This is a genomic window from Paenibacillus sp. XP01 (assembly GCF_057364885.1).
Map to the genome: position 1 here is coordinate 5,275,185 of NZ_CP139481.1, position 26,267 is coordinate 5,301,451.

Below are 26,267 nucleotides of genomic sequence, written 5' to 3' on the forward strand. Positions count from 1 at the left end.
AGCACTGAATCTAGTTATAGCACTCTGCAAATTCAGTCCAGCCATTCTCATTCTACTGCGATTTCAAGTCGACGCCTTCCAGCACAACGGTTGTGATCGAATTGTCGCCAATCTCCACCTTCAGCCCATTGGCATACACCGGTATGTCCTGCAGCTGCTCCATGTTGTGCTCCGGCGAGGTTTGATACACTTGAGCGGTATCAGCCTCTGTAAGCTCAAACGGTTCGAGCGAAAATTCCTTCGTTCCGGCCGACATTTCGTTGCGGATGACCAGCACCAGCCGATGGGCGTCTTGATCATACGCGGCAAGCGTCCGCCCTTCATCCGTCGGAATGATGATAGCTCCTGGACGGATGAACTTGGTGAATTGCACCATGCCGTAATACTGTTTCGTCATTTCGTAATGTTCTTCCCCATTGAAATTGGCATGAATGAAACCCCAATTATTGTTTGCGCCTTCGTCCTCCACGGCCTGCCAATACACCCATGCGGACGGCTGCATGATTTTCAGGTCAAACATGATCCGCTCGGCCAGTTCCTGCACCGAAACCATATCTTCATGGCTGTGCGGCTCGCTGCCGCCTGTGCCGTACTCGGACATCCACAGTTTTTTCCCGTGTTTCTCCGCCAGCGCGCGCAGCTCTTCCATTTTGCTTCCATTATAGGAATGGGTGTTGATCTGCGCCACCGCATCCAGCGTGTCTTGGTCGTAGACGCTGAAGTTGGCCACCGTTTCGTCGATGCTGTTGTCGTCCGCCGCGCTCACGACCGTGCCGTCCAAGCCTTTGCTTTTTAACGAAGCTGCGACCTTTTTGATGATTACCATCTGTTTGTCGACGCTGAAATGGCTGCCTTCCTGCATATTGCCCTTCTTCCACCAATCGGAGGAAGGCTCGTTGAGCGGATCAAGCGTGCGGAACGTGATGCCCCATTCGTCGCGGAAATGCTTCACGACCTCTGTCAAATAATCGGCAAAGGCATCGTATTGGTCTTCCTTCAGGTTGTTGCTCCCGTCCTCGGCTCCCGTAACCGATCCGCTGATGGTCATCCAGTACGGCGGAGAATTGGAAAAGGCCTCGGTGATGTTGACGCCGCGTTCGATCGAGCCCTGCAAAACTTTCCGCTGTCCGGCATCCGCCTCCCAGTCCCATACGCCCGGTTCGGGCTGGTACCCTGGAACGTCGCCGCCGGGACGAAGCGCTTTCATGTCCGGATTTTCCTCGCCGCCGATGTTGTACCGCACAATGTTCAGCCCCAGCCCTTTGGCCGGATCAAACACAAGGTCCATCACTTCATTCAGCTTCGCCTGATCCTTCCATTCGCCCAGATCGTTGGCCCACCAGGCCAGGGACGTGCCCCAGCCTTCAAAATGGTCATAGGACTGCTCCATGTTCAGGCGAACCGGCTGACCCTCGAAAGTCAGCGTTCGGGATGCATTCATTTGGCTCATCAGTATTCCTCCTCCTGCAAGTAACGCGATCAGGGCAATGCCTGCCGCAATATAACCGGATTTTCGTTTGCCGCTGCGTTGCTTGTCGTTCCCCATCGTTCACACAGCCCTTCCCATTTACGTTTATTCCATACCCCTGTCCGGGCATGCATGTGATTCACGTTGGGTTCTTTGCTGTCGTATTTTCTGCACCCCTGCGTTACTTGATGCCGCTGCTGCCTCCGCTGATGTTCGCTTCATAGACATACCGCTGGCCGAGCAAATACACCAGCACCATCGGAATCGTCAGGAACAGGGAAGCAACCATGACCAGGTTCCACGGCGGCATTTGCCCTCCGCCTACGGTCGTCAGGAGCTGAACGCCGAGGGCCAGAGGCATTTTTTCGGGATCGTTGATATAAATGAGCGGCCCCATGAAGTTCCCCCAGTTCCACGAAAACGAGAAAATCGCAATCGCCGCCAGGATCGGGTACGTCAGCGGCATGATGATTTTCCAATAGATGCCCGGATGCCCCATGCCGTCGATCATCGCCGCTTCGTCCAGCGACTTCGGAATGCTCATGACGAATTGGCGGATCAGGAATACGTTGAACGCTCCGGCAAAAAAGCTCGGCACGATCAGCGGATAGAACGTATTGATCCATTCCAGATGACGGAAGATGATGAACTGCGGCACCATCGTAACCTCGCCCGGAATCATCATCGTGCTCAGCAGCACAACGAACAGGAAGCGGCTTCCTTTCGCCTTGATCCTTGCAAAGCCGTAAGACACAACCGATGCGGACAATACCGATCCGATAATGGTGAAGACGGTGATGATGATCGAATTTTTCAGATACGTGCCCAAATTGTTATTCGTGAAGATCGTATAAAAGTTGGACCACTCAAACTCCGTCGGAACGAAGGTAAACGCCGATTTGACCGTCGTCGACTCGCTGGCCAGCGAGATGGAGATCATGTACACGAAGGGCGAAGCGAGCAGCACGCCGACCAGAATCAGAAAAACGTAGGAGATGACCTTCTCCGCCTTGGATGGATTACTCATTGGCTTTTCCCTCCTCGTAGTGCACCCAGAGCGCCGATGAACGGAACACAACTAGGGTCAAGGCCAGAATGACGATGAACAGCACCCAGGCAATGGCCGAAGCATATCCCATCTTGTAGAACTGGAAGGCGTTCTGGAACAAATACGGCACAACCATCTGGCTGGCGTTATCCGGTCCTCCCGAGGTCACGATGAACACCTGCGCAAAGGTTTGAAGCGCACCGATGATGCCTGTCACCAGATTGAAAAAGATGACGGGCGTGAGCATCGGAAACGTAATGTGGAAAAAGGACTGCGTGTTTTTCGCCCCGTCGATGGCCGCCGCCTCGTACAGCTCCTGCGGTATGCCTTTCATCCCGGCCAGCAGCAGGACGACTCCGCCGCCAACGCCCCAGAGCGACATCAGGATCAGCGCCGGTTTGACCCAATTCGGGTCGAGTAGCCAGGAAGGGCCCTGAATGCCGAACACGGCCAGCGCTTTGTTGATGAGCCCTTCCGTCGGTGCCAGGAGATGAATGAACAGCAGCGAACTCGCGACGACCGGCACGACCGATGGCAGATAGAACAAGATGCGGAAAAAGGTGATGCCCTTGATCTTTTTGTTCAGGTAATACGCGATCCACAGCGAGATGGACATGCCCAGCGGAATGGAGATCAGAGCGTAGAAAAACGTGTTGCCCAGCGACTTCCAGAACAGCGGGTCATCGGTCAGCAGCGTTTGGTAATTATCGAAACCGATGAACTCCGGGGACTGGAACAAGTCCCAGTTGGTGAAGCTCATATAGATGGAAAACAGGATCGGTCCCAGCGTCAGCCCAAGGAATCCGATCAGCCAAGGCGAGATAAAGAGATAAAACCATTTCCCGTCCTTTTTTCTCACGTTAAGCCCTCCCATGACGTCGGGAGCGGATGGAGAGCGCCGATCGTCTGCGCCCCGTTTCCATCCGTTCCCCTGCCCATACTATTTATAGAGTCTTTCCAGTCCGCTCTGGATTTCGGTAACCGTCTCATCCAGGGAAGCTTTATCGTTAAAGTACACGCCGAGTTTGTCGTTGATCAGTTTCATCATTTCGTTCCACTGCGGGTTGAACGGTTCGGCATAGATCGTGGATTCCTTGAACGCCGCCATATTGATCTTTTTGCCGCCGTACTCGGCATTCAGGAATTCGTCGCTTTCCAGCCCGGCCTTCGTTGCCGGCGCATCCTGTCCCGCCTTGATCATCGGCATCTGTGCCTCCGGCGTCGTCAACGCTGCGATGATTTTGAACGCTTCTTCCTTATGCTTGGAAGCGTTCGTGATCGTGAAGCCGTTAAAGAATGCATTCGTTTCGCCCCAGATCGGGGAAATGTCCCAGTTGATGCCCTCGACCTTGGCCAAGGAGCCGATGTTCCAGAAACCTGTCGTTTCCATCGCAATCTTGCCTTGCGCGAACAGCGGATCGGCACCGATATTGCCCATGTCGGCGATTTCGGTCGGTGTCGGGGACGCGCCGTATTTGAAAGTCAGGTCATTCAAAAATTGCAGCGCTTTGCGGACAGGCTCGGTGTTGAACGTCGGTTTGCCGCTCTCGTCGAACAGCGAACCGCCGTTCTGGTAGATCAGCTGCATCCACTGCGGCCACCAGCTGCCTGGATAGTAGCCCCATTGCACCGTTTTGCCGTTCTCCTTCACGGTCAGCTTCTGGGCTGCCGCAAGCAGGTCTTCCTGGGTCCAGTCTTTGGTCGGGTACTCCACGCCCGCCTTGTCGAACAAATCCTTGTTATAGAAAAGCACCATGGCGCCCGCACGGTCAGGCAGGCCATATTGTTTGCCGTCGTATTTCATCAGGTTGGCAATGTCGTCGGAATAACGTTCCGAGATGCTGACATTGTTCGCTTGCAGCATTTCGTCGAGCGGTATGATCTGATTTTTGGAAGCATAGGCCTGGTAGTTCTCCGCAATCATCATGATGTCCGGTGCGGTACCGCCCGCGATCATCGTTTGCACTTTCTGGTCATAGTCTCCGGCAACCACGTTCAGTTTCACATTAATGTCGGGATACGTCTGTTTCACAATATCGAGCCGTTCCTGATAGATCTTTTTCTCATCTTCCGAACCCCAAATCGTCATGCTGAGATCCACCTTGCCGCCGGAACCGCCGGATGCACCGCTGTCGCCTTTGCTGCAAGCCGTTAGTGCGAATACCATTGTGAGCATTAATAACGAAATGATCTTCAAGCTTCTTTTCATACCGTGCGCCCCCTAGAAAGTTGAATGTTTTGGTGAAACCCATTTCATGAAATGGGTTTCATAAAGCCGGAAATTAAAACCCGATCCATTTTTATGAAAGGGGTTTCATTTACGAACCCATTATATTTCACCCTTCGCAGAAATGTCAACGCTTTCTTTTCCAAAAAAAACATGTTCCCCTCTTAACGAGGGGCAGGTCCCGTGCTCTGGCGAACAATCAGCTCCGGCTGCAGCACGGTCTGTTTTTTGGGCTTTCCCTGATTGATCAGCTCATGCAGCACGTCTACGCCGAGCTTGCCGAGCTGGTACGTATTTTGCGAAACGGTCGTCAGCTCGGGGATAACCGCACCCGCCAGCGGCGTGTTGTCGAAACCCACAATCGAAATATCGCCAGGGATGGATAGTCCGTGTTCGATCGTGGCTTTGATCGCTCCGATGGCCGTGTTGTCGTTGACGCAAATGACCGCCGTCGGCGGATTGTCGCGTTCCAGCAGCTCGTTCATCAACCGTTTGCCGTCATCGATGGAGAAGCTGCCCAGCAGTTGGCGGTCCTTCGGGAGTTCGAGCCCGTGTTCGCGCAGTTTTTTTTGCACCGCCTTCACTTTGACCATCGTGGTCGACGTCTCGGGCGATCCGCCTACAAACGCGATTTCCCGGTGGCCCAGCTCCAGCAAATGCTCCACGGCCAGCACCGCGCCTGCCCCCTCATCCGTATATACCCGGCGAAAGCCGCCCTTGGCAATATTTCCGTTCACCAGCACGATGGGCATGCGTTTGCCCATATCGATCATTTCCTGCGCCATGTTCTCCGGGCAGTTCTGGAGGTTGATCCGCCCGCCGAGAAACATGATGCCATCGACCCGTTTCTCGCGCAAAATAGACAAGTATTCGGATTCCCGTCCATAGTCCCCTGCCGTATTGCATAGAAAAAACGTATAACCCAGGCCTCTCGCTTCATTCTCTGCCCCCCAGAACACTTCGGGGAAAAACGGGTTGGTGATGTCCGGCAAAATGATCGCGATCGTGCCCGTTTCCTTCTTGATCAGGCTTCTTGCCTGTGCATTCGGCTGAAACTGGTGTTTCTCGATGATCGACATGATCCGCTCCCTGGTGCTGGCGCGCACGGGCGCCGTGTCGTTCAGAACGCGGGAGACGGTGGATACGGATACGTTCGCTTCCTTGGCGATGTCGTAAATGGTAATTGGCGTCATGGCAAACCTCTCTCTTTCTCTCGTTTTCCTGCTAATCATACCAGATAAGGATTGCCAATGAAATGGGTTTCATAACCTTGCATTCGGGCGAAATACCACGACCTTATCTTCCTGCATTATCGGCTTCTTCCCTCGTTAAAATAAAGAGCCGACCATCGGCGTTTAAAATTTGCGTGCCGTTATCCAGCTGGACGAGCGGCTGTTCCCAGTGGGTATGCCCGCAAAAAACGACCGTCTCCGGCCCGGCCTCCAGCGCCTGCCGGATCAGCGGTTCGCCCATACACCCGAGTTCGGGAATGCCCGGGCTCTGGTGCAGCAATAGGCAATCCGGCTGCTGCTTCAGCAGCTTGGTCAGGGATTGCAGGTACTGCTTCTCCGGCAGCCGGTTCGGCTTGTCCGGCCGGCCGATGATGCCGCCGAGGCCAGCGATGCGCAGCGGTCGCTGCTGGCCTGCGGCGCGGGATGCGGGCCTGCCCGGAACGGGGCCCGCGCTGACCACGCCCGGGGCATCCAGGTAATGGATGCCCTCGGCGCGGTGCAACCGATGAGCGGATGCCTCATCGGTGAGATCGTGGTTGCCGTCGACGCCGGCAACCCAGCTGAACGCTTCCCGGAAGGCCAGCCATACGGGAAGCGGATTGCCGCTGGCGCCGCGCTTGCCGCGCCGGGCATAGAGGTCGCCGCACAGCAATACGCCCGTGCGGCGCGGATCGAGCTGCGGCCAGTACACTTCCAGCAGCAGCTTCGCGTGTTCCGGCAGCAGCTCGCCGAGCAGCCGGTCGGCGGTTTGATCCCGTGCACCGTCTTCTCCCATATTAAAGGCATACAAATTTGCAGCGTTTGGATCACGACCGCTGACGCAACTCCCGGTTCCACCCTTTATACCACTGTTGCCGCCAATTTGTTCATTGGCGTATTTGTTGGTGTTTTCGTTAGTGTATTCGTCGTCCCGCTCCATATTGTGTACGCAAGGGCTCCCCCCTTTGTCGCTCAACCCCCGACCGGTGACCTGTCTTTCATTTCCACTGCACACTTTCACAGGCACGATGCCCTGCAAATCCGATGCCACCAACAAAGCATCAAGATGCTCCGGCAGCCCGGAAACGGTCGCATGATAGATCGGCAGCCTGGCCGCCGCGACCTCTCCGCCCGGAACGGCATTCAGGTAATCGAACCCATCCATCGGCTCCGCATTCAGTTTGACGATTTTCACGTCACTCACCTCCTCGATTTGACGCTGCCAGGTTAGACTGCGGGCCTTGACCGACGTTGTATAATCATGCGTAAATTGGTTACAGCCCGCACTTGTTTGCAATCCAACTCGCTCGTCGAATCAACAGTTATGTTTATAATCACACAGAGAGTGCAGTCCGCCCAACATCATCTGCTGCTCTCATCCTGCATATATATAGTCCTTCTCCTCTAATCACGCTTCTCCATAAATCACTAGACAATTTTGCCACACCATCTGCGATTTCTCCATCCACTCCGGATGCGCTCCCGTATTTGGCCTTGATTATCCACCCCAACATCAGAGCGAAGTTGGGCCCCGGACATCATCGGCGGGCAACGAACCTGAGACGTCTTATTTGGCCACATTTCGGCGGGGTTGAGCGCTAACGAACTTGAGCGTCGTTATTGGGGCTAAATCGCGTGTTTGTGACTCGTTTTATGCATATTAACGTGTCTCAGATTCGTTACATTTTCAAAGTGGCAAAAGCTCGTCGGATAAGGTGTACAATGTTCGTTAGAATTTCTCGGTGCGTATGTAAGTACTCCAAAAGGGGCGCAAACACAGATCAATAGCCAATATCGTCATCACAGTGGCATCGACCATCTTTTTTACAAGCCAAATATCTCATATGCAACGCCTGCATCTCACCATTCGCTTGTATATTCGCATTCGCATGCATATTCACTTACGCCATTTCCCACAGCCTTATGCTTCCGTGCCAATCCGCCAATCTGCCCAAAAATGAAGCAGCGTGAGGCACCCGAGGCTAATCCAGCACATCATTAACAATGTCACCCTCATTGTAAACGGATCTTTCCACTGATTCCAACATAAGCTCAGCGCCACCCTCACCTAAATGGCGGTACTCCAAGGCATTCCGCATCCCCGTAGCCCAAACAACCTGCTCATATTTTGCATCAAGCTCCCTATGACTTTCTCATTCTAAGCGGCGGCACACGCCCATATACTGGATTGTAAGCGAATTCATAAGAGGATTAGAGGAGTGTGATCGACGTTATGATCATTCAGGTCAGCCCATTGGCGGAATCCAGGCTGCGTGCGAAGCTGGAGGACCGGCCAGGAACATTCAAGCTGTTCTATGACACGGATGGATGCGGTTGTGACGGGATTGCGGTGCTCCTGATCGTGAACGAGCCGGACGAGGATGATATTCACATTGAAGCCGGAAAGCTGCCATTTATCATCAACAAACAGCAAAAGATCTATTTCGAGTCTTGCCTTCGCCTGCAATCAGAAGACAGTTTCCCTTCCTTCCGATTGAGCAGTGACTCCATGATTTACGGCAATCATGTCAAGGTCCATGATCTTCGGGACATCGCAGACACTTCGCCGCAGCCGCTCAGTTGGTTCGTACGCTAAAGTACTCGTCGTGGAACTGCTTATATGTTAAAAAGCTAGCACCCTAAGTGAAGTGCAACCTAAGAATAGACATTCGTAAAACCCCTTAGTTATTCCGTTGAATTCTAGGGGGTTATTTTACTAAGAGAAAAAAGTTTAAGCGATATTCCGAAAACCTCAAGCCAGAAGTCATTCTACTTCATGTTAAAAAAGCAAGACGCCCTGGTTTATCATCTCTGTCAGAGGATCTGGATACATGTTACGTTCCTATATTTCTGAAAAAGCATAAAGAAAGCCTTTATACTTCGCATAATCCCATGAATTAGCGTAATAAAGGCTTCACAATATAATTTAATAGACTGACACCGTGTCTGATGGAAGTGAAATGGTAGAAACCGCATCCCATGTACTGACTTCCTCGATTTCCTTGATCGTCAACTTGGCAAAAAAACTGTATCCTCCGAATCCTTCCTGGTCGGTTATAGCGTCCTTAAACGCAGAGAACTTCGTTTTCAAAAAGTGTTTTTTGGATATGTTGAGATCATATTTAAGCATAATATTCACTTCAATCTTTTCTTCTATTTCATTGAGTCTATATTCGTCCATCAGGGTTTGCAGTGGTTTGAGAATCACTTCGCCAGCCACGGCTCCATCCCCCTCTGCCTTTTGTTTCACTCCTTAGCCCTTGATTGGAGGGTATATTTTTTTGCATTCACTGTTTTGACCGCAGGTGCCTTCAATTGTGCTTCCTTAGCTGAAACCACAGAAGGAATGAATAAGAGACATGCGACTAAAGAAACGATCACTTTTCTTCCTATCTGCATCCAATTCCCACCTTCTCCATTTAAATTTACAATCCTTTCCTAATGGACGTCAATTGAACAGTAAATGTTTCGCTGCCTGATTATTTTCCATCTGCTGCTGGTCTCCGTTAAGAAAAAAGATAAAACCTCCTTTCACTGAATAATTGAAGTGGCGAAAGGAGGTTATAGCCTGTTGAATATCTCGGCGCGAAACCAATGAATTCGGAGAAAAAATCCATTTGCAAGCTTTAAGGCGTGAAGCGAAAAAAGCATCAAGGACAAGGTCCCTATCTATCTCAAGTTCCGCTTATTTAAGGCCGGTTGTTGCGATCCCACGAATGATTTGCTTTTGGAAAAAAAGAAACAACACGATCAACGGCAGCACGGAAAGCGTGGCACCCGTCATGATCTGTACCCAGTTGCTGCTGTCCTTCGCTTCGCTGGAGAAAAACGCCATGCCTACCGGGATAGTAAACATCTCCTCGCTCTGCGTGATGATCAGCGGCCAAATGAACGAATTCCAGCTGCCGAGGAACGTCAGGATCGACAGCGTCGCCAGCGCGGGTCTCACGAGCGGTACGGCGATCCGCAGCATAATGCCCCATTCACCCATGCCGTCGATGCGCGCCGCATCCAACAGCTCGGCAGGCAACGACTCCATGAACTGTTTCATCAGGAAAATGCCGAATCCCGTGATCAATCCCGGGAACAGAATGCCCCAATACGTATCCATCCCGTTCAGGCCGCTTGAGACAAGATACCAGGGGATGATGAGCATTTCGGTAGGCACCATCAGCGTGCTAAGGATCAGCACAAAGATCGCCTGCCTGCCCGGAAACGAAAATTTGGCCAATATGTATCCCGTGATTGTATCGAACACACATACGCTCGCCGTAGCAATCACCGCCACGTACAGGCTGTTCAGCATCCATCGGGGAAACGCCGTTTCACGAAACATGGCTGCATAATGCGCCCACGTGAATTCGGGCGGAATCAGGCTTAGGGAGTATATGTCGTCCAACGTTTTGAACGAAGTCGAGATCATCCACAGAAACGGAAATACCATCAATCCTAGCCCTAACGTAAGCAACACGTAACTGATCACAGCTCCGAAATGCTTTCGGCGTCCATTCGTGATCGCCCTGGGCCATGCGGCGGATCTGCTCATCCTTGAACATTCACCATCCTTTCCCTTACTCCTGACTGAAACGGTTGCCCATCACCTTCAACTGGATCAGCGTCAACCCGAAAATGATCACAAACAAAATGACGGTTGCTGCTGAGGCCAGCCCCATGTCGAAGCTTTTGAAAGCGAGATTATAGATATGCAGCACTACGGAAATCGTGGAATCGAGCGGACCGCCGCCCGTCATATTGAGCACCTGGGTAAAGGTTTGCAAAAAACCGATCGATGCCAGCACCGTGGACAGCAGTATGACCGGGTTCAGCAGCGGCAACGTAATATGTACGAAACGCTGCCAGGCGGTCGCGCCGTCGATGGAGGCCGCTTCATAGTACATTTGCGGAATGTTCTGGAGTCCTGCCAAAAAGATAAGCATCTGGAACCCGATATTTTGCCATACCATCGCCGCGATAATCCAAAAGATCGCCTGTGCGGGCGAGTACAGGAACGATTGCGGGCCAAGCCCGGCCTCGATAAACAAGGCATTCAAGATCCCGTTTTTCATCAGAATCCAGCGGAATACCCAGCTCACGGCCACGACGCTGGTCACATAAGGAATGAAATACGCGGTCCGGAACAGGCTGCGAAGCTTCACCACCTGCTGCAGCAGCAGCGCAACGACCAGCCCGGTCACCAGCTGTGCAGGCACGCCAACAATGACATAGATGCCCGTGTTCAGCAGCGATTGGAGGAATAGGGAATCGCCCAGCAATGCCGCATAGTTTGCCAGGCCGACGAACGGTTTGTCGGGCGAGAGCATGCCCCATTCCCGAAAGCTGACGTTGAAGGAATACAGGATCGGCAGAATGCGGATGACCACGAAATAAAGCAGCGGAATCGACAATCCGCCATAAATGAACAGCAGCCGTTTATGCCTGTAATGAAGCTTATGGACCCTGCGTTCGGAAAACAAACGTCGTTTCGGTCGAGAAGGAATGACGCCGGTTGTTCTCATCGCTGCGATGGCCTCCTTTGGTCAGGCTTTATTTTTTCTTGTCCTGTTTCGCCCAGTAATCATCGTACAGCTGTTGGGTTTTGGTCATCAGGCCGTTGAAAGCCTGCTCAACGGGAACCTGATTCAGCAGCACTTCATCCACCGCGTTCACGAAAAGGGTTCGTTCCTGGGTTTCGTCAATGAAGAAATGAGCATTGGCATCGTTCAGTTGCGAAATGAACGGACCCAGCAGCGGGTCGTTGACATACTTGTCCTGAAGCGCCACTTCCTTCTGCGCAGGCAGTTCGCCCACCTTTTCCACCCACTGCTCCTGCACGCCCTTGCTCGTCAAAAATTGCAGGAACGCCGTTGCGGCTTCCAGCTTCTCTCCGGTCACGTTGGCCGGAATGGCATTGGCCCAGAAGGAGGCTTGGGTCGATTTCCCTTTGTAAGACGGAAGGGGAGCAACCGCGAAATTCAGGTCCGGCGCGTCTTTTTGGATCGAACCCAGTCGGTAAGAACCGTCGACGTTCATTGCGGCATGCCCGGTTTTGAACGCATTCGCGTCATCCGTGTAAAAACCGTTGATCCCGACTTTATGCACGGTGGCGAATTCGACCAAGTACTTGAATGCTTCCAGCCCTGCGGGCGATTCGTTCCACAGAATCTTCCGGCGATCCTCGCTCGTATCCTTGCCTCCAGCCTGGTACAGCAACCCGTCGCGGAACCAGTGATGCAGCTGGGAACCCGGTTCCCAAGCAAATCCTTCCGTCACCAGCTGCCCGTTCTGGTCCGTTTCCGTCAGTGCCTTGGCATCCGTGACCAGCTCCTCCCACGTCGTCGGTGGTTTCTCCGGGTCCAGTCCGGCTTTGGCAAACAGGTCCTTGTTATAGAACAATCCGAGGGTTCTCACGCCGGTGGGCAGCGCATAATACTTTCCATCCAGTTTGGCCGTTTGCACGAAAGGGAAAAACGTGTTTTCGATATCCGGGAAACTGCTCTCCGGCAATGGCTGCAAATAACCGGACTGCACGTATTTCGGCAGCCATCCGTAGTACAGGTTGATGACGTCCGGCCCCTTGCCGGCAGGCACCAGCGTGGCTACTTTTTGATTGTACTGGTCGTAAGGGAAATTGGTTTGCTTGACTTTGATGTCGGGATGTTCGCTCTCGAATTCCTTGATTAACGCGTCGATCAGCTCCACCTTGGCCGGGAACTCGTACTGCCAGTATTCAATCGTCACTGTCTTTGCCTGCCCGGCGGCAGCGGCATTTGCTCCCGTGTCCGCTTCTTGGGAAGGCTTTGCCGAGCAGGCTGTGATGCTTAACACCAGCGCACCTACAATCCACAAACGCATCGCTTTCCCCTGACCGAATGAAAATAAACCGGATCGTGCCAAGTCGACCACTTCCCCTTTGCTATAGTTTGGTTTTCCTTGCCTGCCGCTTCATTTATGAACGGTCCTCATTGCCGGGCCTTGCCTTCATTCCTGTGCCCTGCCTCTTTCCCCCATGGGACGTGAAGCAAACGTCTCGCATTGTTGCCGAAGATCAGCTCGATCTCCGCCTCGCGGAAGCGCAGGTCACGGCATACCCTGACTTGATCCTGCAAATACCGGTATGGATACCCGCGCGGGAACCCGCTTGCATCCGTGCCGAAAATGATTCGCTCCGGCCCGAGCAATTCGTACGTTTTGCGGAACAGCGTTTCCAGCGTCAGCTCATACGGCACCCACCGCACCCATTGGTTGGAGCCTGACGTGTCGATATATACGTTGGGACAGCTCCAGCATAAATGCAGCAGCTCCTGAAAATATCCTGCTCCGAAATGAGGAATGATGAAGGGAATGTCCGGGTAAGCCCGAGCCGTATTGAAAATCGCCAGCGGGTTGATGTTGGGATGATGCACGATCCCCCCAGCATGGCCCAGCATCCCGAAATGGATCAGAACGGGCAGGCGGCGCTCCGCAAGGAATTTCCAGACGGGGTCCAATGAAGGTGAATCGAACGGGATCGGTGTGAGCGGGCCAAACAGTTTGTATCCTCGAAGCCCCAATTCGTCAACGGCGCGCTCCAGCTCGGAGGCAGCATCTTCACTTTCAATCGGATGGCATGCAAAGCCGGTGAACCGGTCGGGATATCCGGCGATTTGCTCGGCCAGCTTGTCGTTGTCGAGCGCAGTGAGAAAGTTGAGCCCGCCGATCTTGTATTTGTCCAGTTCATCCACCCAACGTTCGATCAGAGGTTTCGCCGCTTCCCCGGCGGTCTCCTCAGGAGCCGGAAAATCCCACGAAAGCCTCATGCGATCGCTTCGTTCCTTGCCGTAATTCGAAACCGATTCGTGCGGTTTGTGCGGGGACAGCAGCAGTTTATATGGCAGATGGCCGTGGATGTCGAACACTCGGAATTCAGGATTGGAAAACATCGCTTAGCTCCTCCCATGTTAGTTTTGTAAGAAAGATTTGATCGCATAAATGCCGACTAATCTTATCGGAATGTTTGTTTCAAAACTCTACCATGATTTCAATAACCATACAATGCCATGGCTTATCGAAAATTTGATGGTGGTATTGCCATTCTTTATAAGCGAATGTATTGACTTCCTCGCAGATCAGGACTAAATTAGGCTACTATATAAACCGCACTAACAATCTCACTTGACGACTACGAGTGCAGTACCATCTTCCGATTGCTGTTATCCCCGGATTTTTTCGAATTCCCTTTTTCAAAGGGAAAATCCGGGGATAAGCCGTGCTTCCGATGCAGCTTTCTTATAGAAAGCTTTTAGCGCACGTTTCACTTCTTCAGATCGGTTCCGCCTCTCCGTTAACGTGTGAATATTTTTTTGCGGTTTTCTCTGGAGTACCAAGATACGGGAGGGTTGGCCATGTCACATAACTATGACGTTATTATCGTGGGAGCAGGCTCGATGGGCATGAGCGCGGGTTATTATCTTTCACGGAGCGGGCTCAAAACATTGCTGATCGATGCGTTCGATCCCCCGCATGGCGAAGGCAGCCATCACGGTGAACCCCGTCTCATTCGCCACGTCTATAGCGGCGGACCCGATTATATCGCGATGGCGCTGCTTGCTCAGCAGCTCTGGGAAGAGCTTGAGGATGCCTCGGGCAGCAAATTGCTCGTTCCTTCCGGCGTGCTTAACATCGTGGATCCGGGCGTTTACTCCTTCCGCGACCGCTTGGCCCATGCGGATGAGGCAGGTGTGCGTTACGAACTGCTGCGAGCAAGCGAGATCATGAAACGCTGGCCCGGCATCGACGTGCCAGAGCATTACGAAGCAATGTATGAACCTGACGCGGGTTATCTGTTCAGCGAACGCTGCGTTCAGGCGTATCGACAACGGGCCGAAGCGCATGGAGCCACCCTGTTGACGAACACGCTCGTCCAGCAGGTCGAATGCGGCCCGCAGACCGTGAGTATTAAAACATCGGATGGCACGACCTACTCTGCGAATCGGCTCATATTGAGCGCAGGCGCCTGGTTCCGGACTTTGGAACCGTTCGTGAACCTGCCCATTCGGGCCGTACGCAAAACGGTGGGATGGTTCGAAGCATCGGAGGAACTGTTTGCGGAGGAGCACTTCCCCGGTTTCACCCTGGCCGGACCGGAGGGCGGGTACTACGGGTTTCCAAGCATCGGCGGGGCGGGGTTAAAGATCGGCCGCCACGATACGGGCCAACCGTGGACGCCAGGCTCTCCCCCGGCTCCCTTCGGCAGCGAAGAAACCGACGAAGGCGACCTGCGCAGGCTGCTTGAACGCCGGATGCCTCGCGCTGCGGGGAGATTGAAGCGTGGAGCGGTATGCAAATACGAACTTACGCCAGACGAGCATTTTATCATCGATCGGCATCCTGCCCATGATCATGTATGGATTGCCGGCGGATTTTCGGGTCATGGCTTCAAGTTCGCCAGCGCCGTGGGCAGCATCCTGTCCGATCTTGTGCAGACCGGGGTCACGGATCAGGACATTTCAAGGTTTGCCTTATCCCGTTTTGCGGAAGCGAACATCTCCGGCACTTCCCCATAGAAAAGGGGCCTTCTGAGAAGGCCCCTTGGACGATATTCTGCTTTTTTCTGCGCATGCATGCCTCAAAATTTTTCCAAGACGATTTTCCCCACGGTCCGGCCCGTCTCCAGCATCGCGTGTGCCTTGCGCAGGTTCGCAGCGTTGATTGGCGACAATGTTTCGTTCGTGGTCGTCCGAATCACGCCTTCGTCGACGAGGCGCGCGATCTCGTTTAACAGTGCGTGCTGCTCAATCATGTCCGGCGTCTGGTACGTTGAACGCGTAAACATGAACTCCCAGGCAAACGTGGCGCTTTTGTTCATGAGCAAGGTCAGGTTTAACGGTTCAGCCGTCTCGACCACCGAGCAAATCTTGCCTTGCGGCGCGATCGCTTCGGCCATGTTCGCCCAGTGTTTCCCTGTACTGTTTAAGCACAAAATGTAGTCGACCTGCTCCATGCCGATCGCTTTCAATTGCGGCACAAATGCTTCGAAATGGTTGATGACGTAATCCGCTCCCAGTTCCTTGATCCAATCGGCCGATTCCGGACGGGAAGCCGTCCCGACGACCGTCAATCCTGAATATTTCGCAAGCTGCGTTGCGATTGAACCGACTCCCCCGGCCGCTCCGATGATCAGAATGTTTTTTCCTTCATTGTGCTCCTTCGTCTGCGATATGCCCAAGCGGTCGTACAAGCTTTCCCATGCGGTAATGGATGTCAACGGGAGCGCCGCAGCCTCTGCAAACCCCACTCGGGAAGGCTTGGAGCCAACGATCCGTTCGTCCACCAGATGAAACTCGCTGTTGCCTCCGGGACGCATAATGCTGCCCGCGTAGAATACTTCATCGCCTGGCTGGAACAGCGTGACATCCGGCCCGACCTGTTCAACGACTCCCGACACGTCCCATCCCAGCACTTTGGGTACGCTCTCCTCGCGGTCTTTCGGCGAACGGACTTTGTAATCGACGGGATTCACCGAAACGGCGTTGACCTTGACCAGCAGATCCCTTCCTGTTGGCGTCGGTGTGTCCAACTCTATGTCGATCAGGCTTTGCGGATCTTCAATCGGTAAATAGTTGTACAAACCTACGGCTTTCATCGTTTTTTTCGTCATGTCTTTGTTCTCTCCTTCAAGTTGAATTCATCAATTTATATCATTATAAAAACTTGGGATACGTCATTGGATCGCGCCAAGCAGATCGTTGATCGTCTCGGCCATCGACGGATGGGTGAAAATGGTGTCGCGCAGCACCGTGAACGGCTGCTCCGATTGCATGAATACGGAAACGATGTTCACGACTTCGCTGGACTCCGCTCCGAACATCGTAAATCCGAGCAATCGATCGGAATCCGCATCCACGACCGCCTTCATCAGACCATCCGTCTGCTGCAACTGGCGAGCCCTCGTCGATGCCGTAAGAGGCAGCTTTGCCGTCTTGACGGCATGCCCCCGTTTCACCGCCTCCTGTTCCGTATATCCGACATGTGCCAACGGAGGGTCGATAAAAACGGAGTAAGGAACGAATCGGCGGTCGGTGGTCGTGCGTGTCTTGTCGCCAAACATCTGGTTTTTAACGATACGGGAGTCATCCAACGAGATATAGGTAAATTGCGGCCCGCCGTTTACGTCGCCCATAGCCCAGATATGCGGGACAGTGGTCCGAAGTGTTTCATCGACTCGGATAAACCCGCGTTCCGTCACCTCTACGCCTGCTGCTGCCAGATTCAATCCATCCGTATTGGCCCGTCTGCCCGCAGCGACCAGCACGGCATCTGCCAACCATTCTTCTTCGCCGTCAGGCCCGGACAAGAGCAGCCGTGCAGCTTCGCCCTGGCTTTCGATGCTCGTAACGTTCGTCTGCAGCCGGAAGCGAATTCCCTTCTGCTCCAGCACGTTTTTCACTTCTTCGGCAATCTCTCGATCTTCTCTCGGCAGAAACACCTTTCCGCTCTCAAGAACAGTCACCTGCGAGCCGAACCCGGCATAGATGGATGCAAACTCCAAACCGATATATCCGCCTCCGATAATCGTCAACCGGGAAGGGAGTTTAGCCAAATCCAGCATTTCGGTACTCGTATAGACACGGGGACCATGGATGCCCGGAAGATCGGGAATGTTCGGTTTGGCCCCTGTATTGATGAAGATCTGCTTGGCCTCCACCATAATGGTATCCGACTCGGTCTCCACCCGGACCTCATGCTGCGAATGAAACGAAGCCGTTCCGGTCAGCACGGTGATATTAGGGTGGTTGTTCAGTTGATTGAAGTTTTTGTCGCGGAGCAGAGAGACCAGCTCATTCTTTTCCTGCATGGCATGCGCGTACTTGGCCTGTCTCGTTTGCTGGTCGTTCCCTTCTTCCCGTGAAGCGAGATGCGCTTGATAGGCCAACGCTTTCGTGGGGATGCAGCCGATATTAATGCAGGTTCCGCCGTACATGAAAGGCGACTTTTCCACCACACCCACCTTCCAGCCTTGCTCGGCCAGAAATGGAGCCAACGTTTTCCCACCTTTGCCGAAACCAATGATTAACGCGTCAAATGTTTTTCTGGTCATTTTGGACCCACCTTTCTATACGAGAATGATCATTCTAAAATAGATAAAATCATCCCTCTTTGATGTGAACATTGCCTCTCCACTTGCGTGCCTTATCTTCAGCTGATGGCGCTTAACAAAGGAACCGGGTTGGACAACCACTGCACGGCTTCGTTCCAATCGGTGAAGTTCTCCTGGTGATAGGGTAACGCGCCAAGCCCCTCTACCGTCCGGTTTACGCTTAACTTGGCGATGACGCTGGTCGGCTGCAGCAAAGCGATGTATTTGAGCCCGCTCTCATACGCCCGTCGGATGAAAAATTCCCCGATCCATACCTTGTCATCTGCCTTAATCGCTGCTCCGTTGCGCGTATCCATCAGCACTTTGCTGCCGTTCATTTTTTGGAGCAACGCTGCGCCTTCCAAAAGGATCGTTTGAAATTCCTGCCCGTAAGCAAACCCTTTCCATTCGATAATTACGCTCTGCAGCTCCTCGTTCCATGATACGACGCCATTTTTGGATTGAAAATGAACCATGTGGGCCAACTCCTTCGACATTTGGATTGTTGTATTGAATTTGAGAATGATCATTCTAATTCAGGTTGAGACATCTTGTTTCTTCATCTGCATTGATCTTATCATATTGAGAATGATTGGTAAAGAATTATTTTTACCGATCATTCTCAATACATTACATTTCCGTCCATCAACGTAATAAAGACGTGCACGAGCCTGAATCCATGGAACTTGAATTCAGGCCGATACACGTCTTTGTTAATTACATTCGGAACGGACGATGGGGCAGCGCCAAGGTTCCGAATAGGCTATTTCGTTTTGAAGCGGGAAGCTTCCTCGGCAAGCTGTTTGGTCAAGTCGTCGATAGTGCGAACCATGTCGGCCAGCATTTCCGTCTTGGCGGTCTGCTCCTGCATCGTCGCCGAGACTTCTTCCACCGAAGCCGATACCTCTTCCCCGGAAGCGGACAGACTCTGTGCCGATCCAAGCACGTCGTCCTTGTCGCGTTCGATCGATGCGATTTGACCCGCGATATCCTGGATCTGGTTCAGGATGGTGTTCATTTTTTCAGTTGCGAAACGGAAAATCTCCTGCGTATCTGCCACGCTCTGCTTATGCTGCTCGGCAATGGCCTCGATCGCCTGTACGCTGCGATTATTCTGCTCCACATGTTCGATCGTCTGCATGACGATCTGGTGGATGACGTCCGACTGCGCGGTCGTCTGCTGCGCAAGGCTGCCGATCTCTGCGGCAACGACGGCAAATCCGCGTCCCTGATCGCCTGCACGCGAAGCCTCGATGGAAGCATTAAGCGCAAGCAATTTCGTTTGTTTGGCAATGCCGGCAATGGTCTCGGTAATCTGCTGGATACCGCTTGAGCTTTCGGCCAATTGGACCGTAATATCGGAAATGTTGCGCACCTCGGCCTCATTCCGATCATTGACGGCAATCAAAGCATCAATCGTCGCCTGATTGTTGCGGAATACGTCCTTGATTTCATCGGCCTGTTGTTTGACGGACTGGGAAACTTCGTTTACATGCTCAATTTTGTCGCCCACGTTCATGAACTTGTCCACGATCGCTTCCGTATCACTGGATTGGGATACCATGGCACGCGCAATTTCCTGTGCCGTTATCGTCGTGTCGGTGATCGAAACCGCGGTCTGCTTTGTCGATGAATCCAGCTCCGCGGTACTGGCGTGCAAAATGCCGATGGAATCGTTCATGCGCGATATCAGCTGTTTGTTCGCCTCGGCCATCATGTTGAAGCTGTCCGCCAGCCGCTTGAATTCTCCGCTGTATTTGCCTTCGGCCTTTACGGTAAGATCGCCTTCCGCCAGCTGTCCGAACAGCTTGGTCACGCGAGTAATCGGTTGGGTAACCAACCTTGAGATGAGAATCCCAGCCCCAATGGAGACCGCAATCGCACTGAAAAGCACGATATACATCTTGTATTTCATGGCTTCGAGTGGTTTGCTTACGTCACTCATGGAATCCTCGACGATCACCGTCCAATTCGATCTCGGGATTTTGGAGTAAAATGCGACTTTCTCCTCCGTACTGATTTCTCCCTGCTGCAGCTTTTCGCTGACTGGAAGATCAATCAGGAACTGGTACTCGTCCGATTCCATTTTCTGTCCAGCCATCTTCTCGTCCGCGGAGTTGAACATTACCGTACCTACCCGGTCGAGGATGATCACTTTGCCTTCTTCATTGATTTTTACGTTCTGCAATTGGTTAACAAAAAAAGAGGTTGAAGCCGTGGACACCAGAACTCCTTCCACCTGTTTGTTGTCATCCAGTAATGGCATCGCAAAGGCCGTACCCAGTGTGCCCAACTGTTTGGAGATGATCCCCTCGCTTATGACGTTGCGGCCCTGGATTGCCTCTTTGAAATATGTACGGTCGCTCCGTTCCCCGCCCACTGCCTCAGGATCATTGGCGGCAACCACGACGCCGTTGCGGTCCAGAAGGATGATGTTGCTGTTGCCCTCCATGCCCGCGAGACTGTCTGCCAATATGCCGTTGGACTTGTCCACCAGCTCCTTGTTTTCTGCGAAGAACGCATCGTTATCCTGATCGGATGTGTTTCGGAGACTCAGCAGTTCATGGAACGTTTGATGGGTCGTAATCAGAAACGTGGACTGTTCTTCCAAGCTTAACGAGGAAAACAGCGCTTCGCCGATCCGGTCCGAGGTGGCCCGTATTTCATCCTTGCTCTTGTCCAGCGTAATGCTCTCGGCTACCCTGTAGCACAGCATTGCTGTCACCACCAATACAATCGTGACCAGCAATCCGATCATCAGAGGCAGCTTCACCTTGAACGACATGCCCTGCATTCGCTCTTTTTCTTTGGGTTTCAACATGATTGCGTTCACCTTCCACTTTCATCATTGTACATGTCAGTTCATATGCCTTGATTTTATATCGGCAGATGACATCTATTTCGTCAGTGAAACAGTGGCAATTGTAAATTTGGAAATTTATAAAAAACCAAATTCCTTGCAAAGGAATGGTAATAAAAGGTAATCACTCATGTGGGCCATCAAGTTGTAACTGTAAAGTTGGAATGTCCCGATCGTTCAACGCAAAAAGCACCGCCATCCCTTGTTCAAAGGGATAAACGATGCCTGGTTTGCATGGGCCTGGCAGCAAGGCCAAGCGTAGAAATCTGTTCTTATAGAGAGGCTTGGTATATGGAGATGACGTCTTCGCGCTGCAATTGGTTGAAAAAGCCGAATGGTCCAAAACGCATGGCTTTATCGGCCATCGCATCAATCTGGCTGCCATCAATGTCGTAATCGGCCAAGCGGCTGGGAGCTCCGATCGAAGTCCAGAAGCTGCGCAGCGCTTCAATGCCTTCTTCGGCAACCTGTTTGTCCGATTTGCCTTCCGTGGATACGCCAAACACGTTTACGGCGAGTCGTTTGAATCGCTCTACATTGACATCGAGATTATGCTTCATCCAGTGCGGGAAAAGGATAGCCAGTCCGCCGCCATGGGGAATGTCATACACGGCCGACACCGCGTGTTCGATATTGTGCGTTGCCCAATCCCCGGCAAGACCCATGTTCAGCACATCGTTCAGTGCCATCGTTCCACAGTAGAGAATGGTTTCGCGAAGTTCATAGTTCTCCAGATCTTTAATGAGCAAAGGCGCCGTATCAATCACCGTCCGGAGAATCGTCTCGCAGAATCCGAGCTGAACCGGCGTGTTGGTGTCCGGATGGAAATAATGCTCGAAGACGTGCGACATCATATCTACCATGCCGTAGACGGTCTGATCCAAAGGAACGGTATACGTATGTACCGGATCGAGGATCGAAAACGCGGGATAGGAATATTCGCTGAACCAGGCCCATTTCTCCTGCGTATCCTGATTGGTGATGACCGAACCGTTGTTCATCTCGGATCCCGTTGCGGCCATCGTCAGCACCGTTCCGAGCGGAAGTCCGCCTTGCGGTGTGGCCTCGCGAACGACGACATCCCACATATCTCCCTCGTATTTGGCCCCTACCGCGATCGCTTTGCCGCAGTCGAGCACGCTGCCTCCGCCAACCGCGAGCACCAATTCGATCTGGTGCGTTCGGCATAACTCCACGCCTTTGTGGACCGTAGATAGGCGCGGATTCGGTTCGACGCCTGCCAGTTCGGTCACTTCTGCGCCGATTTCGTTCAATTGGGCGATCACCTGATCATACAGCCCGCTGCGTTTGATGCTCCCGCCGCCATATACAAGCAAAATACGTTTTCCGTATTTGGGTACTTCCGTTTGCAATGCCTGAAGCTGTCCTTGGCCGAAAATCAGCCGGGTCGGATTATAATACTGAAAAGATCTCATAACGTTTGTTTCCTCCAAAGAAGTCTGAATTTTTGTGGAACAACTATTATAGTTCTCTTTATATGTAAAAACAAATATAGGTTTATCAAGCCTGATCCGATTGCAACGCTTGGGAATACTCACAGCGATTCAGCGCCCTCCGTGCCGACGTCGATTTCATCATGACGCTGATCTTCTTTCACTCTTGAAAGCAAATTTTTGAGGTGTGCACGCAACTCTTCATTAGATTCAGAAGGTTTAGTTTTGGGACGCAGCAACAATTCATTATTTTCCGTAACGCGTATTTCAATCTCCGAACCTTCCTCCAGATTAAGACGTTTAAGCAGTTGATTGGGAATCCGAATGGCACTGCTATTCCCCCATTTGCTGAGTGTAGCTGTCGTCATGACCTTTTCACGCCTCTCTTTGGATTGTTGTCCCAATTATACTTCTCCTCACAATTGAAAATCCATATGATCTACATAGAGAATAATAAGATAGTTCGTTTTGCCCTTATTAATGGAAAGAATATCATCGGAGGCTCGTTTGTCCATCGTTATTTTGAAAAACAAAAACATCCCTGCACGTATTTCCACGACAGGGATGCTGTTTAACTTATAGCCAACTTCGATGCCGTGGCATCTGCTGAGTAAATAAATTTCCTAGATAAGTTCCTGCTTGCGCTTCAGATACATATACAACGCAACGCCGGATACCGCACAAATCGCCGCGCATAGTCCGATGAACCCGTATCCTGCCTGAAGTCCGCGCAGCAGGCCGGTTTCAGTTGTCTGACCGTAGAAACCCTTCACACCTTCGATGACCCAGCCGATCACGTAGTTTCCGATGACGCTGCCCACGCCCATCAGCGTGACCGTGAACGTAATCGCTGTGTCGCTGCCTTTGGGGTACCTTTTGGCAATGAAGGCCATGACAGTCGGATAGATCATCGCAATGCCTGCGCCGGATACGGCGAACAGGAACGCCAGACTTTCTCCGCCCCCAATCGCTGCGAACGTGCACACCGCCGAAAATGCGGAGAACAGGATGAGCGACAGCACAAACCCGATGCGGTCCGTCAGCGGCCCAAGCAGCAGCCTTCCAAGCGAGAACGTGAGGAAAAACGCTGACAACATGCCGGAGGCTTTGACCGTATCCCATGCGTACGCTTTCTCCAGGAAGTTGACCAGCCAACCTCCTACCGCAAGCTCGGATACAACGCCGAAGGACAGAATGGCGACCATCATCCAGAGTGCAGGATCACGCGTCAGCATTTTGAGGGAAATACGGTCCTCATGCGCCAGATCGTCGCCCGGAAACGTACTGCGCAGGGCAGCAATGATCGGCAGCAAACAGAGCGCCAACATGACGAGGTACATGCCGCGCCAGTCGAGCTGGTGTCCAAACACCGTGAGCGACATCACACCTGTGGCGAGCAGTGGCGCAATCGTCGAACTGGCCCCATAGAAGAAATGGGACAAGTTCATCATCATGCCCGTATTTTTTACGAAAATCCGTGCCCCCAGAATCGCAAGTGCAATCTCCAGCATGCCGTTTCCGATGTACATGAAGAAATAGGATGAAGCAAAAAGCGGATACGTATGAGACAAATAAATGAATACGCCCGACAAAATCATCGAGGCAAAAGAGATAATGCTAACGGCCTTGATGCCCCATTTGCGCACCAAAATCGCGGTGAACGAGCAGGCAATGAGATATCCAAGCGCGTTCAGGGACAACAACGTCCCAAGCTGTTTCTCATCCAGGTTAAAGTCGAATTGAATGCGCGGAATCGCGGGACCTTTAATATTCTCCGAGATGCCAAACACGATAAAACCTAGAAAGATCGTTGCCAGCTGCATGGCATATAACTTGTTGAATTTCTTTTTCGTCGTCGCTTGCTGATTCAAAATAAATCCTCCTGTAATCCGATCCAAAGATCAAAAGTGGTGCTGCGGACACCAAGCTTTACTTTTCCTAATATAAATTGTGTCTGGTCGTGCCAAAACGGGATGATAACGTTCCCGAATTCGTTTTCGGAATAATGCCCCGAGCGAGGGAAAGCGGTACTGCTGGAGATCACTCAGGTAAGCCGGAGCAAACGTTTCTTCCTTGGTACTGCTTTCTTCCAGCGCATATGCAGGACAAAATGACAGCTTTTGCATCCTTCGCTCGGGTTGGTTCAGCCTTTTTATCAGCAATCGTCATTCGTTTGAAAATTACTCGCCTGCTTATTTCTCGGGTCGTCTTTACTTGTTCACGGCTTCCCTTTACCAGCGTTTCTCGACCCGTTCGATTCGGTAAGTCAGGCTCTCCAGCGTCACCGCCACAAGGCCATTTACATATTCGCGCCGGGTATCCTGGTGGATGAGCAGCTTCGGCATATGCTCCTGCGGAATCGTATCGAGACAGCGTTCGATGATGGCATCGTGCATGCCCGGCTCGACGGCGTCTCCCGTAATAACGATGGCCGCGGGGTTGATAATCGCGATGATCGAGACCATTGAGTGCACGACCAATTGCAGCAGCCCTGCGGGCGTTTTCAGCATTTCAAGCTGTTTTTCCCGCGTCATGCCAAACGGCAGATACGAAATTTCACCCCCGAAATGGGTGTTGCCGGACAAAGAGTGCCCTTCGATCATAAAGCCCGCACCCGGAAAATAATTCGGGGAAAACGACAGCACGGCAAAGTTTTTTTCCTCGGCAAAATGCTGCTCGGTGTACAGCCCGTACACCGTCAGGTTCATGTCGTTGCCCACGACCACTTCCACGTCCTCGTACTGCTCCTTGAGCCGCGGACCAAGCGGCTGCTCCGCCAGCTCCGGTACGTCGCAGATGCCGATCACCCCATGATGCGCCACGCCGGGAATACCGATCCCGATCGCTTGCACGTTATGATACCGGTCAACAAGCTCCGCAACCAGTTTCTCCATCGTAACGAGAGTAATCTCATCGTACAGAAGCGTCTGCTCATCCAGTACCTCGCCATTCAGGTTGGCGTTAACCGCCACGATCGAGCGCTCCCCATTCACGATGCGAACGATAAGTGACAACACGCTTGCGTAATCCGCATTAAACTGATACCGGCTCGCGGGTCTGCCCCCGCTCGATTCGTCCGGTCCAAGGTCGATAATCTCCCCGGTCTGGAGCAACTCGTTCAGAATCGTGCCACACGTCGCGACACTGAGTTTCGTTAGATTCGCGATAGACGCCTTCGTGCCAACGCGGATGGTGCGCAGCGTATTTTTTACCAGCTCCACGTTGATTCGTTTGACCTGCTGCGTATTGTGTGCTGTCGGGTTCAAGGCGGTGTCAAGCCTCCTTTCGCGATGTTGGATTTCACGGTTGATTATTTTAAAAGAGTTTTAATAAGTGAAGTTTAGGTGGAGTCGAGCGGAAAGTCAATGCTTCAGTTGAAAATAAAACAGCTATGAAAGAGCGGAAAAAGACAGTGCAAGATCGTAAAACTCATGACCCCGCACTGCCCTCTGTCGGTTTCGTGTTATGTAGACTGACTGATGCGATACGCCAGCATGCTTTTCTCCAGCCGAATTTCGAATAATTTTCGGTTTAGTTCCTGCTCCATCGTGTGTAGGTGGTAAGCTGCTTGCTTCACGGTATCCATTTCCAAAACGCCAGCCTGCTTGGCAATGATGTCCATCGCGTCAAGAATAAGTTTGCGACACGTGGTTAGTTGTTCGACGTAATCGTCTTCCTGGAGAACGAGTTGTTCGTACTTCGAAGCGATCTCCACACTGTCGTTACTTACCATGTCATCACTCCTTTGTTAAGGAGAGAGTATCATAAATATAACCTGAAAGTGGTACGTGAATGCGTAGCATATGAAACTCTATACGACATGTTCACGACGGATTGTAATATGAAGTGCGACACCTACTGGAAATAAATAAAAACGGGCACAT

Annotated in this window: 23 protein-coding genes; 2 read left to right on the plus strand and 21 right to left on the minus strand. The window is 52.2% G+C overall.

Going from position 1 to position 26,267, the window contains the following annotated elements:
- Nucleotides 1-52 precede the first annotated feature (52 nt).
- From SNR34_RS23820 to SNR34_RS23845, 6 genes are all read right to left on the minus strand, one after another.
- The gene (locus tag SNR34_RS23820) at nucleotides 53-1,546 is read right to left on the minus strand and encodes a glycoside hydrolase family 30 protein (RefSeq protein WP_486180336.1); all 1,494 of its coding nucleotides are present in this window, start codon (nucleotides 1,544-1,546) and stop codon (nucleotides 53-55) included.
- Nucleotides 1,547-1,649: 103 nt separating this feature from the next.
- On the minus strand, nucleotides 1,650-2,495 hold the full coding sequence (locus tag SNR34_RS23825) for a carbohydrate ABC transporter permease (protein ID WP_339274025.1): 846 nt from the start codon (nucleotides 2,493-2,495) through the stop codon (nucleotides 1,650-1,652).
- Nucleotides 2,488-3,375 carry a carbohydrate ABC transporter permease gene (locus tag SNR34_RS23830; RefSeq protein ID WP_486180337.1) on the minus strand — a complete coding sequence of 296 codons (888 nt, stop codon included), beginning with the start codon at nucleotides 3,373-3,375 and terminating at the stop codon, nucleotides 2,488-2,490. The genes SNR34_RS23825 and SNR34_RS23830 overlap by 8 nt, the downstream gene beginning before the upstream one ends.
- Before the next feature lie 81 nt (nucleotides 3,376-3,456).
- On the minus strand, nucleotides 3,457-4,725 hold the full coding sequence (locus SNR34_RS23835; RefSeq protein ID WP_486180338.1) for an ABC transporter substrate-binding protein: 1,269 nt from the start codon (nucleotides 4,723-4,725) through the stop codon (nucleotides 3,457-3,459).
- 182 nt (nucleotides 4,726-4,907) lie between these two features.
- On the minus strand, nucleotides 4,908-5,936 hold the full coding sequence (locus tag SNR34_RS23840; protein WP_236415678.1) for a LacI family DNA-binding transcriptional regulator: 1,029 nt from the start codon (nucleotides 5,934-5,936) through the stop codon (nucleotides 4,908-4,910).
- A 103-nt stretch (nucleotides 5,937-6,039) separates the two neighbouring features.
- Nucleotides 6,040-7,149 carry a metallophosphoesterase family protein gene (locus tag SNR34_RS23845; protein ID WP_486180339.1) on the minus strand — a complete coding sequence of 370 codons (1,110 nt, stop codon included), beginning with the start codon at nucleotides 7,147-7,149 and terminating at the stop codon, nucleotides 6,040-6,042.
- Nucleotides 7,150-8,175: 1,026 nt separating this feature from the next.
- Here SNR34_RS23845 and SNR34_RS23850 point away from each other — a divergent pair.
- Complete coding sequence (locus tag SNR34_RS23850; RefSeq protein WP_236415675.1) at nucleotides 8,176-8,550, plus strand: iron-sulfur cluster biosynthesis family protein; 375 nt, start codon at nucleotides 8,176-8,178, stop codon at nucleotides 8,548-8,550.
- Between the two features lie 330 nt (nucleotides 8,551-8,880).
- On the opposite strand, the gene SNR34_RS23855 is transcribed toward SNR34_RS23850, so the two are convergent.
- The 6 genes from SNR34_RS23855 to SNR34_RS23880 form a co-directional block, all read right to left on the minus strand.
- Nucleotides 8,881-9,174, minus strand: coding sequence for a hypothetical protein (locus SNR34_RS23855; RefSeq protein ID WP_486180340.1), 294 nt, complete (start codon nucleotides 9,172-9,174; stop codon nucleotides 8,881-8,883).
- A 26-nt stretch (nucleotides 9,175-9,200) separates the two neighbouring features.
- Nucleotides 9,201-9,353 (minus strand): hypothetical protein, encoded by a 153-nt coding sequence (locus SNR34_RS23860; RefSeq protein ID WP_486180341.1) that lies wholly within the window; start codon nucleotides 9,351-9,353, stop codon nucleotides 9,201-9,203.
- Nucleotides 9,354-9,639: 286 nt separating this feature from the next.
- Complete coding sequence (locus tag SNR34_RS23865) at nucleotides 9,640-10,500, minus strand: carbohydrate ABC transporter permease (protein ID WP_486180342.1); 861 nt, start codon at nucleotides 10,498-10,500, stop codon at nucleotides 9,640-9,642.
- A gap of 25 nt (nucleotides 10,501-10,525) precedes the next feature.
- A complete protein-coding gene (locus SNR34_RS23870) occupies nucleotides 10,526-11,470 on the minus strand; it encodes a carbohydrate ABC transporter permease (protein ID WP_486180343.1) in 945 nt (314 codons plus the stop codon).
- A gap of 28 nt (nucleotides 11,471-11,498) precedes the next feature.
- Nucleotides 11,499-12,806 carry an extracellular solute-binding protein gene (locus SNR34_RS23875; RefSeq protein WP_486180344.1) on the minus strand — a complete coding sequence of 436 codons (1,308 nt, stop codon included), beginning with the start codon at nucleotides 12,804-12,806 and terminating at the stop codon, nucleotides 11,499-11,501.
- A 107-nt stretch (nucleotides 12,807-12,913) separates the two neighbouring features.
- Nucleotides 12,914-13,873 (minus strand): amidohydrolase family protein, encoded by a 960-nt coding sequence (locus tag SNR34_RS23880; RefSeq protein WP_486180345.1) that lies wholly within the window; start codon nucleotides 13,871-13,873, stop codon nucleotides 12,914-12,916.
- Nucleotides 13,874-14,335: 462 nt separating this feature from the next.
- On the opposite strand from SNR34_RS23880, the gene solA reads away from it, so the two are divergent.
- Complete coding sequence (gene solA / locus SNR34_RS23885) at nucleotides 14,336-15,496, plus strand: N-methyl-L-tryptophan oxidase (protein WP_486180346.1); 1,161 nt, start codon at nucleotides 14,336-14,338, stop codon at nucleotides 15,494-15,496.
- A 62-nt stretch (nucleotides 15,497-15,558) separates the two neighbouring features.
- On the opposite strand, the gene SNR34_RS23890 is transcribed toward solA, so the two are convergent.
- From SNR34_RS23890 to SNR34_RS23930, 9 genes are all read right to left on the minus strand, one after another.
- Nucleotides 15,559-16,590, minus strand: coding sequence for a zinc-binding alcohol dehydrogenase family protein (locus SNR34_RS23890; protein ID WP_343261142.1), 1,032 nt, complete (start codon nucleotides 16,588-16,590; stop codon nucleotides 15,559-15,561).
- A gap of 63 nt (nucleotides 16,591-16,653) precedes the next feature.
- Complete coding sequence (locus tag SNR34_RS23895; protein WP_486180347.1) at nucleotides 16,654-18,030, minus strand: FAD-dependent oxidoreductase; 1,377 nt, start codon at nucleotides 18,028-18,030, stop codon at nucleotides 16,654-16,656.
- A 98-nt stretch (nucleotides 18,031-18,128) separates the two neighbouring features.
- Nucleotides 18,129-18,566, minus strand: a complete 438-nt coding sequence (locus SNR34_RS23900; RefSeq protein ID WP_486180348.1) for a hypothetical protein — start codon at nucleotides 18,564-18,566, stop codon at nucleotides 18,129-18,131.
- Between the two features lie 266 nt (nucleotides 18,567-18,832).
- On the minus strand, nucleotides 18,833-20,890 hold the full coding sequence (locus SNR34_RS23905) for a methyl-accepting chemotaxis protein (protein WP_486180349.1): 2,058 nt from the start codon (nucleotides 20,888-20,890) through the stop codon (nucleotides 18,833-18,835).
- 311 nt (nucleotides 20,891-21,201) lie between these two features.
- Complete coding sequence (locus tag SNR34_RS23910) at nucleotides 21,202-22,365, minus strand: iron-containing alcohol dehydrogenase (protein ID WP_486180350.1); 1,164 nt, start codon at nucleotides 22,363-22,365, stop codon at nucleotides 21,202-21,204.
- A 119-nt stretch (nucleotides 22,366-22,484) separates the two neighbouring features.
- Nucleotides 22,485-22,787 carry an AbrB/MazE/SpoVT family DNA-binding domain-containing protein gene (locus SNR34_RS23915; protein ID WP_486180351.1) on the minus strand — a complete coding sequence of 101 codons (303 nt, stop codon included), beginning with the start codon at nucleotides 22,785-22,787 and terminating at the stop codon, nucleotides 22,485-22,487.
- Nucleotides 22,788-23,006: 219 nt separating this feature from the next.
- Nucleotides 23,007-24,206 carry an MFS transporter gene (locus tag SNR34_RS23920; protein WP_486182508.1) on the minus strand — a complete coding sequence of 400 codons (1,200 nt, stop codon included), beginning with the start codon at nucleotides 24,204-24,206 and terminating at the stop codon, nucleotides 23,007-23,009.
- 408 nt (nucleotides 24,207-24,614) lie between these two features.
- On the minus strand, nucleotides 24,615-25,649 hold the full coding sequence (locus SNR34_RS23925) for an ROK family protein (RefSeq protein ID WP_343261156.1): 1,035 nt from the start codon (nucleotides 25,647-25,649) through the stop codon (nucleotides 24,615-24,617).
- Nucleotides 25,650-25,846: 197 nt separating this feature from the next.
- Nucleotides 25,847-26,116 (minus strand): hypothetical protein, encoded by a 270-nt coding sequence (locus SNR34_RS23930; protein WP_343261157.1) that lies wholly within the window; start codon nucleotides 26,114-26,116, stop codon nucleotides 25,847-25,849.
- Between the last annotated feature and the right edge of the window lie 151 nt (nucleotides 26,117-26,267).